The following is a 12,221-nucleotide window of genomic DNA, read 5'->3' on the forward strand; positions in this document are numbered from 1 at the left end:
CGGTCAGGTGAGCCGCGCGCTGATCGCCAGCCGGTTGTAGGCGTTCACCACCGTCGCCACCCACACGACCTGCTGCGTCAGCACCTCGCCCACGGCGTGGACCGCCGCGTCGAGGACGGCGTCCGGCACGTGCCCGTCGTGCACCAGGGTCACCGCCTCGGCCAACGCCAGCAGCGCCCGTTCCGGCCCGGTGAACGCGGGACCGGTCCGCCAAGAAGCGACGTCCCGCGTCTCCCCCGCCGCGGCGGCCGCGTCGCCGTGCAGCCGGACGCAGTAGGTGCACCCGTTGATCTGCGAGCACCGCAACCGCACCAGTTCGACGAACCCGACCGGCAGGTCCACGTCGTCCACGGCCTTGGCCACCGCGCCCAACGCCGCGAACCCCGGCCCGGCGAACGGATCGAGCCTCACCACCGACCACCTCCTGTGAGATCCCCGCGCCCGCCCGCGTGCCGTTCGGCCGCCAGCCGGGTCACCGTGGGCAAGCAGACCTTCCCCGTCCGACCCAGCGGCAGTTCCGGCAGCACGACCAGGTGTTCGGGCAGCTTGCGGCGGCTGAGGCCGCGGTCGCTCAGGAACGCGGTCAGCTGCCCGAGCGACGGCGCCGGCCGGCCGGGGCGCACGGCCACGCACGCGCACAGCCGCTCCCCCAGGTCGGGGTCCGGCACGGGCACGCACGCCACCTCGGCCACCTCGGGGTGGCCGTCCAGCGCCCGTTCCACCTCGGCCGGGCTGATGGTGTAGCCGCCGCGGATCACCACCCGCTTGAGCCGGCGCACCACGTGCAGGGTCCCGCCGTCGTCGAAGAAGCCCTCGTCGCCGGTCCGCACCCAGCCGCCGGGCAGGCGGTGCCGCCGGTCCAGCTCGGGCGCGTCGACGTAGCACAGCGGTGTCATCGGCCCCAGCGCGCAGATCTCGCCGTCCACCACGCGGATGTCGGTGACCGCCGGGTCGGGCCGGCCCACCCCGTGCTCCGGTGTCGACGTGTGGCAGTTCACGCCGTCGGACGACCCGTAGACGTTGATCACCGGGCAGTCGAACGCGGACCGGGTCGCCGCCAGCGCCTCCGGTGTCAGCACGTCGCCGCTGGACACCACCGCGCGCACCGACGAGGTGTCGGCCGCGGAGGCCAGGGCGGCCATCCGCCGCAGCATCGTGGGCACGCCGAACACGTGCGTGGGCCGGTGCTCCGCCACCACGCGCAACGCCGCCGCCGCGTCGAACCGCCGCATCAGCAGCACCGTGCCGCCCCACCGGCACAGCGTGATCGCCGCCCCGAACGACCCGAACGCCGACGCCAACGGCACCAGCACCAGATCGCGCGGCACGGCGGTGCCGCCGTGCACCGCCCGCACGTAGTTCGCCCGGCCGCCGGCGAACGCGTTGTGCGAGTAGGCGACCAGCTTCGGCGCGGACTCCGACCCCGACGACACCAGGATCCGCGCCGGCGCCTCCGGGTCGACCGCCACCGGCGCCCACCGCGGCGCCTCCCGGGCCGGGTCGGAAGCCGCGGCCAGGGCGTCCGACACGTCGGTGATCACCGTGCCCACCACCGGTGAGCCCGTGCCCGTCACCGGCGGACCGCCGTCGGGCAGGTGCACCGCCACGCCGCCGACCGCCGCCACCGCCAGCTCCGCCACCACCCCTTCCCGCCCGTTCGGCACCCGGATGCCGATGATGTCGGAGGGGCCGTGACCGCGCAGCGACCTCGCCTGCCACCGCACCGCCCGGTCCACCCACGCGTAGTCCACCGACCCGGCGGAGTCGATCACCGCCGGCCGCCCGGGGTGCGCGGCCACCCGTTCCCGGAACAACGAGTACAGGTCCCGGTCGGGGCAGTGGCCGGCCGCCACCCAGGACCGGCGCAGCGCGGCGGGCACCAGGTCCCGCAGCACCACCCCGGTCGACGACGTCCACGTCATCCGAACCTCCAGGCCGACCCCGGCACCACGCACCCGTCCGACACCAGCGCCCGCGAGAACCGCCGGTCCCGCGCCAACTCCGCCAGGTCCGTGCACACCGGCACGCTCAACGGCGCCGTGCACCGCCGCGTCGCCCGCGCGTTCAGCCTCGACGCCGCCGACAGCAACGACGACGCCACCGCCTGGCCCGTCCCCGAACGGATCCGCTCCGCCACGGCGTCCACGACACCGCGGGCGCACACCACGCCCCCGAACACGTCCACGGTCGTCATCAAGGACGGCGGCACTCCGGCGTGGGCCTGCACCACGAAGTCGGTGCCCAACGGCGGTCGCGGGCCCAGGGCGTCGCCCCACCCGGACGCGTGCGCGTAGACGATCCCGGGCCGAACCCGCGCGACGTCCCGTGCCCGCAACGACCACGCGGCGGCCTTCCCCGGCGCCCAGTTGTGCAGGAACACGTCCGCGCCCGAGGCCAGCTCCAGCAGCTCGCGCCGCCCGGCCACGGTCCCGAGGTCCGCGGTCACCACCCGCTTGCCCCGGTTCACCGCGTGGAACCGGGCGGAGACGTCACCGGCCATCGGCGGCACGCCGCGCAGCGGGTCGCCTCCCGGCGGCTCGACCCGCACCACCGTCGCGCCCAGCTGCCACAGCAGGTGCCCGGCGACCGGTCCCTGCACCCGCCGGCACGACTCCAGCACCACCAGCCCGGACAGCGGCAGCGCGCCCGGGCCCGGAGCCCCTCCCCCGACCGGGCCCGCGGCCGCGCCCAACGGCCGCACCACGTGGGGCGGCACGTCGTCGACCGCCCGGTGCGCCACCCGCACCAACGTCATCCCGGTCGACTCGGCGGCCCGTTCGAGCCGCACGACCGGCAGCCGCGCGGTCAGGCCGGTCAGCTCCGGCGGCAACGGGCACGTCGCGGTGGCGAACCGCTGCTGGAACGGCCGCCACGCCGACGCCACCACGCGCGGGTCGGCGTCCAACGCGGCCCAGAACCGCCGCCACACCTCGGCGTCCAGCGCCTCGACCTCGAACGCCACCCCGTCGGCGGACAGGAACGGCGGCCCGCCGACCCCCGCCGGCGCCGGGTCCGGCTCGTCGGCGGTGGCCGCCGCCAGGTACTGCGACACCGCCAGCAGCGCCGCCTGCGCGACCGACGTCGTCACCGCCTCCAGCGGCGCACCGCGCAGCCGCGCCACCTCCAACGCCGACCGGCCGATCTCGTCGAGCTCCGCGGCCACGATCGAGGCGTAGTCCAGGCCGAGCGCCGTGGGGCGCCCGAACCGCCGACCGTGCACGTGCATGAGGCCGCACGCCGCCTGCACGTCCAGCTCGCCGCCCAGCGGCAGGTCCACCGGTCCCGACCAGGGCGCGGCCGTCACCGCCGAGGTCATGCCGGCCGCCGGCCGTGCACGGAGTAGACGACCGGCGACGTGGCCAGGAACCGCTGGTCGGCCAGCACCTCGCGCACGGCGGCCAGCTGCTCGTCGCTCATGCCCGCCTCCACCAGCTTGTCCCGCAGCATGTGCGTGGTGTGCGCGAGCAGCCGCACGCCCGGCGACCCGGCCCGCCACGGGTGCACGACCACCCTCGGGTCCACGTCGACCAGCCCGGCCTCGGCCATCGCGCCGGGCGCCTTGCGCCCCCACGCGCCGTCGACGCCGTAGACGTCGAACACGCTCTCCTTGACCGCCAGGAACGTCTCGTACAGCTCGGCGGCGTCCCGGTCCGGCGCGAGCAGCACCGGGCTGTAGGAGTTGTCGAACTCGTCCACCTGGAGCCACCCGCCGGGTTTCAGCGCGGCGACGAGCTTGCGCAGCACGGCGTCGCGCTCGGGCAGGTGCCGCAGCACGAGCCGCACGTGGACCAGGTCGAAGGAGGCGTCGGGCAGCGGGTCGCACACCACGTCGTGCCGCAGCACGGTGAGCCGGGGCGCGGGCGGCACGTGGTCCGGCTGCACGTCGGTCGCCAGCACGGTCGCGCCGCGGCCGGCCAGCCAGTGCGCCACGGTGCCGCCGCCCGCGCCGACGTCCAGGCAGCGCCAGCCGGCCCGGACCCCGGTCTGCGCGAGCCGCGCGAAGGTCACCGGGTCGTAGGCGGCGGCCAGGCAGCGGTGCTGTTCGGCGACGTGCGCGCGGTCGAACACGTAGGTGGTCACGTCCACCTCCCGCTGCCGTGGGTCTCGGCGGTGCCCGCCAGCCGGGTGAGCAGGTCGAGCCGGCGCACCTTGCCGGTGGCGGTGCGCGGGACGTCGTCCCAGGCCATCAGGTGCGGGTCGGCCATCGGCGGCAGGTCGGCGACCGCCTGCCGCCACGCCGCGGGGTCCAGCGGGCCGGACGTCACCAGCACCGGGATCGGCGGCCGGCCCGGGGTGCCGAGCACCACGCACTCGACGACCTCGGGCAACCGGTCCTCGACCAGGTCCTCGACCCGCAGGCAGCTCAGCCCCGGCACGGCGTCGACCTCGCGGTCCAGCAGCCGCACCGAGCCGCCGCGGGTCAGCACGCCGAGGTCGCCGGTGTTCCACCACGGCCCGGAGGTCTTGGCGTGCCAGCGGTCCTGCTCGCCGACGTACCCGGCGCACCGGGCCGCCGTGCGCGCGAGCACCAGGCCGCTGTGGCCGCGGGGCACGGGCGTGAGCGTCACCGGGTCCACCACGCGCAGCCTGGTCCGGCCCGGCACCGGGCGGCCCAGGTCTCGGGCGTCGGGCGACCGGTCGAGCGCGCGGCGGGTGAGGAAGCGGAACGTCAGCGGGCCCGTCTCGGTCTGGCCCCAGCCCTGCATCCACAGCGGACGTCTGCGGCGGGAGGCGTGCAGCATCGCCCGGATCGCCGGCGGGTGCATCGCGTCGAAGGTGCTGACGAACAGCCGCACCTCCCGGAACGGGTGGTCCGGCCGCGTGGTCAGCGGCTGCCACCGCACGTAGGCCGACGGCAGCGCTTCCAGCACGGTCGGCCGGTGCCGGGCGAGCACCGGGGCGGCCGACCCGGGGTCGCTGAGCAGCACGACCTTGCGCGGCGCGAGGCAGAACACGCTGGCCGTCCAGCAGAACGCGCGGCCGTGCGCGTAGGAGCCGGCGTTGGCGACCACGTCGTCGCGGCGCACCCCGATCACCGGCCAGCGCACCGCCTCGAACCGGGCCAGCCGGTGCACGATCGTGCGGGTCGTGTGCACCACGAGCTTCGGCACACCCGTGGTGCCCGAGGTGTGGTTGACGACCAACGGCTCGTCGTCGTGCCTGCGCCGGGGGGCGGGCACCCGTGCGCCGCGCACGTCGTCCAGCGTCAACGCGCCCGGCACGGGCGGACCCAGCGACAGCACCCTCCGGGCCAGTCCGACGGGTGGCACGCGGTCGGTGACCAGCACCGCCGGGTCGAGCCGCTTGAGCAGGACCTCCAGCACGTCGTCGGGCAGGTGGCCGGACAGCAGCGCGGGCACCGCGCCGATCCGCACCGCCGCGCACGCGAGGAGGGCGTAGTCGTAGTGGTTGCGCTTCACCACCGCCACCCGCTCGCCGCGCCGGGCGCCCGCCTCGTACAACCAGCCGGCGGCCTCGCGGACCAGCCCGGCCAGCTGCGGCACGGTGAAGTCGACCCCCGGCCCGTACCCGGCGGGCAGGATGTCGAAGGGCCGGTCCAGGTGCACGGTGGTGTGCGTGCCGCGCGCCGCGACCTCGTCGAACAGCGTGCCCATGTCGTGCGGCCTCATGCGTGTTGCCTCCTCGGCACCTCGCGGACCCGTGCGGCGGCTCGGCGGCCAGATCGCACCGCGGCCTCGCTGTACGGGGTCAGGGACACCCAGTCGCCCGCGTAGTCCACGACCCCGCCGAGGCGGGACGCGAACTCGCCGCGCAGCGCCAGGGCGTGCGGTGTGGCTTCGGGCAGGCCGTGGCGGAACCGGTGGACGACCGACCCGGTCACGGCGGCGCGCAGGCCGGGCACGAAGCGCTCGGCCTCGGCGGCGAGCGCGGACACCACCTCGTCGTCGGTGGCGTCCAGCAGCGCCGGCGCGACCGCCGGGCTCGCGATCAGGGTGAGCAGGCCGCGGCCCTCGGGGGCGCGGTCGGGGTGCTTGAGGTGGTCGAACAGCACCACCGACACCGACCGGCTCTCCGCGCGGGGCACGGCCAGCAGGTACACGTCGGACTCGGGGCGGTGGTCCAGCATCAGGTGCGCCTTCACCATCGGGGTGAACGTGCACGCGTCCAGGAACGGCCGCTCGTGCTCCGGCGGGTTCACGTAGACCTGCCGCGCGACGGGCGCGGGCACCGCCAGCACCACCGACCGGGCGCGCAGCTCCGTGCCGTCGCCGGTGATCCGGGCGTACGCCGGTCCGGCCAGGATCTCCCGCACCGGGGAGGACGTGGTGACGTCGAGCCGCGCGGCCAGCGCGCGGGCCACCACGTCCATGCCCCGGTCGTAGGCGCGCCACGCGGTGGAGGGGCCGATCGCGCCGAGCAGCGCCAGGAACGGCGCGGCGGCGGAGCGTTCCGGCTGCCACCCGAAGAACCCCGACACCACCGGCTGGCACAGGTACTCCAGCACGTCGCGGTGGTAGGGGGCGCAGAACTCGGCGACGGTGGCCTTGCCCACGCGGGACGCCTCGGGCCGTTCGACGTCGACCGCGCTGCTCCTGGCCAGGCCGCGGGTCGCGCGGGCGAAGTCCAGCCGTGCGCGCACGGCCAGCCCCGCTCCGGTGACCAGGCCCGAGGGGTGCGCCAACCCGCGGTGCGCCCGGCCGTCCCGCCACACCCCCAGCCGACGGCCGATCGGGGGCACGTCGTCGAGGCCCAGCCGCCGCAGCAGCTCCCAGGTGTGCGGGTAGCCGCGGGTGGAGATCTGCTCGGCGCCGGTGTCGACCACGAACCCGGCCACGTGCCGCGTGGCCATCCGGCCGCCGACGTGGTCGGCCGCCTCGAACACCCGCACCTCCCGTCCCGCCAGCGCCAGCTCGTGCGCCGCGGCCAGGCCGGCGATCCCGGCGCCGATCACCGCCACGTCGAGGTCCATCACCGCACCACCAGGTTCACCACGACGAGCGCCACCACGGTGACCCGGTGCGCGTCGATGCCGATCCGCCGGGCGCGCAGGATGTCGCCCTCGCCGAACCCGACGCGCAACTGCTTGGCCCGCAACAGGATGGTGGGCAGCAGCGCGAGCGGGAACCACCAGGGGCCGCCGACCAGCGGCAGCGCCAGGACCAGCAGGAGCTCGCACGCCGAGACGGCGCGGACGAAGCGCCGGTTGCCGGCGGGCGAGGTCAGCGCCGCCACCGTGGGCCGGCCGACGCGCCGGTCGCCCTCGACGTCGTTGGTGTTGGAGTAGACGCCGAACAGCAGCGGCCCGAGGCCGAAGATCAAGGCCTGCACGACCACCAGTCCGTCGACCCGCCCGGTGGCCAGGCCGTACGGCGCGAGGACCAGCGCCCAGCCCAGCGCGGCCAGGAAGAACTCCTGGCAGCCCCGGTAGCTCAGCTTCAGGCCCCACGAGTACTGCAGGGCGAAGAAGTAGGTGACCGCCACCAGTGCGACCGTCCACACGGGACGGTGCGGCGCGACGGCCAGCGCGCCGAGCCACACCGCGGCGCCCGCCACGGCGGTGATCAGCGCGAACCGCAGCACCTGCGGTTCGGTGAGCGTGCCCGCGACCAGCGGCTTGCGGTCGAGCTTGCGGGCCGGTGCGTCGGGGGCGTAGTTGGCGGTGTCGCTGCCGTCGCGGTAGCCGGTGAGGTCGTCCAGCGCGACCATCGCGACGATCACGAGCACCTCGCCGACCAGGAACACGCCCATGGCGCCCAGCACGCCGACGTCCAGCCGCAGCGCGGGCGCGAGCAGCGCCCACACCACCAGGACGCCGAGGTAGTAGTCGACGATGTCGAGCTTGGCCAGCTTCACGTACGCGCCCCTGGACCCGGGCGCGATGACGGTGGTCATCGGACTCTCCTCAGCCGTGTGCGCCGGACGTGGCCGCGAACCGGCACACCTCGTCGGCGATGTGTTCCACCTGCGCGTCGGTCAGGTGGGGGTGGATGGGGATGGCCAGTTGGCGTCGTGCGGCGGACGCCGCGGCCGGCCAGTCGCGGCCCGGCTGGGCGTGCCCGGCGAACGCGGGCTGGCGCGGCAGCGGCGCCTGGTAGTAGACGTGCGAGCCGATGCCGTGCGCGGTCAGGTGGTCGCGCAACGCGTCCCGCCGGTCGGCCAGCAGCGAGTAGACGTAGAAGCAGCGCCCGTCCCGCCCCGGCGGAGGGGCGAGCACGCCGCGGGCGGCCAGGTCGGCGAACCGCGAGGTGTAGTACTCGCCGATGCGCGCCCGCCGTTCGAGCCGGTCGGGCAGCGTGGCGAAGCGGCGCAGCTGGAAGGCGGCCATCACCTCGTCGAAGCGGCTGTTGTGGCCGATCCGGTGGTGCCGGAACCGGTGCACGCCGTCCTGGCCGTGGTTGCGCAGCATCCGCACCTCGCGGGCCAGCGCCGGGTCGCCGGTGACGACCATCCCGCCTTCGCCGGGCATGCCGAACGTCTTGACCTGCACGAATGAGAACACGCCCGCGTCGCCCCACGTCCCGGCCGCGCGGCCGGCGAGCACCCCGCCCTGGCCCACGGCGGAGTCCTCCAGCAGCCGCACCCCCGCCTCGGTGGCGATCCGCCGCAACGCGGGCATGTCCGCCATCACCGAGAACACGTGCGCGGGCATGATCACCTTGGTGCGCTCGGTGACGAGCTTGTCCACCTCGGCCGGGTCGACCACCATCGTCCACGGGTCCACGTCGGCGAAGACCGGCGTCGCGCCCAGGGTCGACGGCGCGGACGCCAGCGGCGCGCACCCGTACGCGGGCACGATCACCTCGTCGCCCGGCCCCACGCCCATCGCGTGCAGCACCAGCGTCAACGCCGAGGTGCCGCTGCCGCACGCCACCGCGTCGGCGACGCCGAGGCCGTCGCGCAGCACCTCCTCGAACCGCGCGGTGCGCGAGCCGAGGATGAAGCGCTGGTCCGGCGCGAGCCCGACCTCCCGGACCACCTCCAGCAGCAGGTCGCCGTCGAACAGGTCCGGCGGGAAGAACGGGATGCTCACGCGCGCTCTCCGAGGTAGAAGGAGCGGATCGCGGCGCACACCCGGTCGACGTCACCCAGCGGCAGGTCCGGGTACAGCGGCAGCGCGAGGGTCCGGCGGGAGGCCGCCTCCGCGTGCGGGAAGTCGCCGGGCCGGTGGCCGAGGCGGGCGAAGCACGGTTGCAGGTGCAGCGGCGTCGGGTAGTAGGTCTCCGTGCCGATGCCCCGCCCGGCCAGGTGCGCGGCCAGCTCGTCGCGCCGGTCGACCTCGACCACGTACACGTAGAACACCCCGCGCACGCTCGCGCGCCGGGGCAGCACGGACGGCAGCTTCCGCACCCCCGGCACGCCGGCCAGGCCGTCGGCGTAGCGGCGGGCCAGCACCGCGCGGCGGCGGATGTCCGCTTCGAGCCGGTCCAGCTTGGCCAGCAGCACGGCGGCCTGGACGTCGTCCATCTTGCTGTTCACCCCGACCGCGCCGGTGCCGGTGGAGATGCCGGGGAAGTTGTCGATCGTGCGGCCGAACCGGCCGTGGTGGCGCAGCGCGCCCACCGTCTCGGCGATCACCGGGTCGTTGGTGATCACCGCGCCCGCGTCGCCGAGCGCGCCGAGGGTCTTGGTCGGGAAGAACGACAGCACTCCCCCGGCGCCGAGCAGGCCCGCGTGTGCCCCGTTGTGGCGCATGCCGATCGCCTCGGCGCTGTCCTCCACCACCGTCAGGTCCAGCCCGCGCGCCACCTCCGCCAGGCCCGTCAGGTCGGCGAGGTGGTGGAACAGGTGCACCGGCATGACGAACCGGGCGCGCGGGCCGGCGACGGCGGCGACCGACGCCGGGTCGAGGCCGTAGCCGTCCGGCTCGATGTCGGCGAACACCGGTTCGCCGCCCGCGAGCACCACCGAGGACGCCGACGCGATGAACGAGAACGCGGGCACGACCACCTCGTCGCCGGGGCGCAGCCCGCACGCCCGCAGCAGCAGCACGAGCGCGTCGGTGCCGCTGTTCACCCCGACCACGTGCGCGGCCCCGGTGTACGCGGCCAGCGCCCGTTCCAGTTCCAGCACTTTCCGCCCGTGCGAGTACTTGCCGTTCTGGATGACTTCGACAATGTGCCGTCGCGTTATCGGCCACAATCCGGAAAATGTCGCCGATTGCGTGAAGAATGGCACGGTCAGCGCACTCACCTCCGCGGTCACCGCTTCCGGGGGTGAGCGTATGGCAGGTCACCGGGCTGGCGGCCGACCACCGGCCAGTTCACTCTTCCTGGTCAACCCGCCGCCCCGGAGTTGACAGACCTTCGCGATTGGGACAACGTCGGGGCGGTCAATTGCGAGCTGACATCGCTCATTCCCGACCGGACGAGACAAGACGGGGCTCAATAGTGCGCACACTCGTCGTGGGACTGGGCCGAGCCGGTGCGGACCTGCACCTGCCGGTGCTGGCCAGGGCGCGGACCTCGGTCCGACAGCTGTTCGACGACCGGCCGATCGTGGCGTGCGACCCCCGGCGGCTGCCCCCGGAACGGCCTGGTGTGTCGATGGTGGGCAGCCTGGCGGAGGCCGCCACCCTGCTCGACCCGGGCGACACGGTGGCGCACGTCTGCACGCCGCCGTCCGTGCGCGCCGAGGTGATGGCCGAGCTCGCCGAACGCGGTTTCCGCAACGTGATCGCGGAGAAGCCGCTCGCCGCCGACGCCGACGACCTGGCCCGGGTGATCCGGCTGCGCCGCAAGCACGGGCTGCGGATCGCGGTGGTCGAGCCGTGGCTGACCAGCTCGCTCACGGTGCGGCTGATGGAGCTGGTGCGCGGCGGCACGCTCGGCGAGCCGAAGTCCGTCTCCATCGTGCAGAACAAACCGCGCTTCCGCCGCTCGTTGACCAGGCCCAGCCACCTGACCGCGTTCGACGTGGAGCTGCCGCACGGCGTGGCCCTCGCGCTGCGGCTCGCGGGCAGCGCGCGGGTCACGCACGCGGCCGGGTTCGACCTCACCGTGGGCGACGTGGTCGTGCCGCGGATGGGCGGCGCGCGGATCGGCCTGCGGCACAACAGCGGTGTGCGCACGGAGATCAGCTCGGACCTCACCTCGCCGGTGCGGGAGCGCCGGATCACGGTGGAGTTCGAGAAGGGCAGCGCGGTCGGCCACTACGCGGTCAGCGACGACGACGACCACGCGCAGCTCACCGTCACGCTCAACGGGCGGCGCGAGCACGAGGTGCTGCGGGACGACTCGCTCACCGAGTGGGTGCTGCGCGCCTACCGGCTGTTCCACGCGGCGGGCGACCAGCACGCGCGGGGGTTCGCGTTCGCCACGGACGTGGTGCAGCTGCTGTCGGTGGCCAAGAACATCTGCGCCGAGCCGGTGATCCCCGCCGCGCGCGGCGAGGCGTCGCCCGGCCCGGTGGCCGCGCATGTCCGCTGAGCCGGTGCTGGCGGGCATCGCCGACGAGGCCGCGCCGGACCTGGCGGGCCAGTTGGCGGTGCTCGCCGAGCTGGGCTGGTCGCACCTGGAGCTGCGCACCGTGGACGGGCGGGCGGTGGCGGACCTGGACGACGACGAGTTCGCGGTGGTGGCGAAGGAGCTGGCGGCGCGACAGGTCCGGGTGGTGTGCCTGGCCTCCCGGATCGGGGGGTGGGCCCGACCGATCAGCACGCCGTTCGAGGACGACCTGGCCGAGCTGGACGTGCTGCTGCGCCGCTGCGCCGCGCTGGGCACCCGGTACGTGCGGATCATGTCGTACCCGAACGCGGGCCTGTCCGAGCTGCGGTGGCGCGACCGGGTGATCATGCGGGTGTCCGTGCTCGCCGAGCTCGCCGGCGCGGCCGGGGTCGTGCTGCTGCACGAGAACTGCTCCGGGTGGGCGGGCACGAGCGCGGAGCGCGCGCTGGACCTGCTCGACGCGGTGGACAACCCGGCGTTGAGGCTGCTGTTCGACACCGGCAACGGCGTCGCGCACGGCTACGACGGGTACGCGATGCTGCGCGAGGTGGCCGCGCACGTCGAGCACGTGCACGTGAAGGACGCGTCGGGTGACCGGTTCGTGCTGCCCGGCTCGGGTGACGCTCGGGTGGCCGACTGCGTCGAGCTGCTGCGCGCCCGCGGTTACCGGGGCGCGTGGTCGTTGGAGCCGCACGTGTCGCTGCGCCCGCACGAGTCGGGCGCGCTCGCCCCGGACGCCTCACCCGCGTTCGTGGCGGCCGGCCGGGCCATGGCCGGGTTGGTGCGGTGATCGGAGACTGGGCGGCGAGCGGAGCC

General features: G+C 75.1%; 11 protein-coding genes. 2 read left to right on the forward strand and 9 right to left on the reverse strand.

What is annotated here, in order from left to right; genetic code table 11:
- Window positions 1–3: 3 nt before the first annotated feature.
- The 9 genes from EDD40_RS41365 to EDD40_RS03385 are packed head-to-tail and all read right to left on the reverse strand — an operon-like array spanning window position 4 to window position 10,137.
- Complete coding sequence (locus EDD40_RS41365; protein WP_170184928.1) at window positions 4–411, reverse strand: carboxymuconolactone decarboxylase family protein; 408 nt, start codon at window positions 409–411, stop codon at window positions 4–6.
- Window positions 408–1,922 carry a class I adenylate-forming enzyme family protein gene (locus EDD40_RS03350; RefSeq protein ID WP_123741596.1) on the reverse strand — a complete coding sequence of 505 codons (1,515 nt, stop codon included), beginning with the start codon at window positions 1,920–1,922 and terminating at the stop codon, window positions 408–410. Before EDD40_RS03350 ends, EDD40_RS41365 begins: the two co-directional genes overlap by 4 nt.
- On the reverse strand, window positions 1,919–3,316 hold the full coding sequence (locus EDD40_RS03355) for a CoA transferase (RefSeq protein WP_123741597.1): 1,398 nt from the start codon (window positions 3,314–3,316) through the stop codon (window positions 1,919–1,921). The genes EDD40_RS03350 and EDD40_RS03355 overlap by 4 nt, the downstream gene beginning before the upstream one ends.
- A complete protein-coding gene (locus EDD40_RS03360) occupies window positions 3,313–4,080 on the reverse strand; it encodes a class I SAM-dependent methyltransferase (protein WP_342777751.1) in 768 nt (255 codons plus the stop codon). Before EDD40_RS03360 ends, EDD40_RS03355 begins: the two co-directional genes overlap by 4 nt.
- Window positions 4,077–5,630 (reverse strand): class I adenylate-forming enzyme family protein, encoded by a 1,554-nt coding sequence (locus tag EDD40_RS03365; RefSeq protein WP_246037382.1) that lies wholly within the window; start codon window positions 5,628–5,630, stop codon window positions 4,077–4,079. The genes EDD40_RS03360 and EDD40_RS03365 overlap by 4 nt, the downstream gene beginning before the upstream one ends.
- Complete coding sequence (locus EDD40_RS03370; RefSeq protein ID WP_123741600.1) at window positions 5,627–6,931, reverse strand: NAD(P)/FAD-dependent oxidoreductase; 1,305 nt, start codon at window positions 6,929–6,931, stop codon at window positions 5,627–5,629. The genes EDD40_RS03365 and EDD40_RS03370 overlap by 4 nt, the downstream gene beginning before the upstream one ends.
- A complete protein-coding gene (locus EDD40_RS03375; protein ID WP_123741601.1) occupies window positions 6,931–7,854 on the reverse strand; it encodes a UbiA family prenyltransferase in 924 nt (307 codons plus the stop codon). Before EDD40_RS03375 ends, EDD40_RS03370 begins: the two co-directional genes overlap by 1 nt.
- A 10-nt stretch (window positions 7,855–7,864) precedes the next feature.
- Window positions 7,865–8,992, reverse strand: coding sequence for a DegT/DnrJ/EryC1/StrS family aminotransferase (locus tag EDD40_RS03380; protein ID WP_123741602.1), 1,128 nt, complete (start codon window positions 8,990–8,992; stop codon window positions 7,865–7,867).
- On the reverse strand, window positions 8,989–10,137 hold the full coding sequence (locus tag EDD40_RS03385) for an aminotransferase class I/II-fold pyridoxal phosphate-dependent enzyme (protein WP_123747716.1): 1,149 nt from the start codon (window positions 10,135–10,137) through the stop codon (window positions 8,989–8,991). The genes EDD40_RS03380 and EDD40_RS03385 overlap by 4 nt, the downstream gene beginning before the upstream one ends.
- A 227-nt stretch (window positions 10,138–10,364) precedes the next feature.
- Between EDD40_RS03385 and EDD40_RS03390 the strand changes: the two genes are divergently transcribed.
- Window positions 10,365–11,387 carry a Gfo/Idh/MocA family protein gene (locus tag EDD40_RS03390; RefSeq protein WP_236595035.1) on the forward strand — a complete coding sequence of 341 codons (1,023 nt, stop codon included), beginning with the start codon at window positions 10,365–10,367 and terminating at the stop codon, window positions 11,385–11,387.
- Window positions 11,377–12,195, forward strand: coding sequence for a sugar phosphate isomerase/epimerase family protein (locus tag EDD40_RS03395; RefSeq protein WP_123741603.1), 819 nt, complete (start codon window positions 11,377–11,379; stop codon window positions 12,193–12,195). Before EDD40_RS03390 ends, EDD40_RS03395 begins: the two co-directional genes overlap by 11 nt.
- The last annotated feature ends 26 nt before the right edge of the window (window positions 12,196–12,221 follow it).

The organism is Saccharothrix texasensis, assembly GCF_003752005.1.
Classification (GTDB): domain Bacteria; phylum Actinomycetota; class Actinomycetes; order Mycobacteriales; family Pseudonocardiaceae; genus Actinosynnema; species Actinosynnema texasense.

Excerpts from the sequence above, each read along its gene's own strand:
- EDD40_RS03350 (WP_123741596.1), bottom strand. The coding sequence starts at position 1,922 with ATGACGTGGACGTCGTCGACCGGGGTGGTGCTGCGGGACCTGGTGCCC.
- EDD40_RS03365 (WP_246037382.1), bottom strand. The coding sequence starts at position 5,630 with ATGAGGCCGCACGACATGGGCACGCTGTTCGACGAGGTCGCGGCGCGC.
- EDD40_RS03395 (WP_123741603.1), top strand. The coding sequence starts at position 11,377 with ATGTCCGCTGAGCCGGTGCTGGCGGGCATCGCCGACGAGGCCGCGCCG.
- EDD40_RS03375 (WP_123741601.1), bottom strand. The coding sequence starts at position 7,854 with ATGACCACCGTCATCGCGCCCGGGTCCAGGGGCGCGTACGTGAAGCTG.
- EDD40_RS03355 (WP_123741597.1), bottom strand. The coding sequence starts at position 3,316 with ATGACCTCGGCGGTGACGGCCGCGCCCTGGTCGGGACCGGTGGACCTG.
- EDD40_RS03370 (WP_123741600.1), bottom strand. The coding sequence starts at position 6,931 with ATGGACCTCGACGTGGCGGTGATCGGCGCCGGGATCGCCGGCCTGGCC.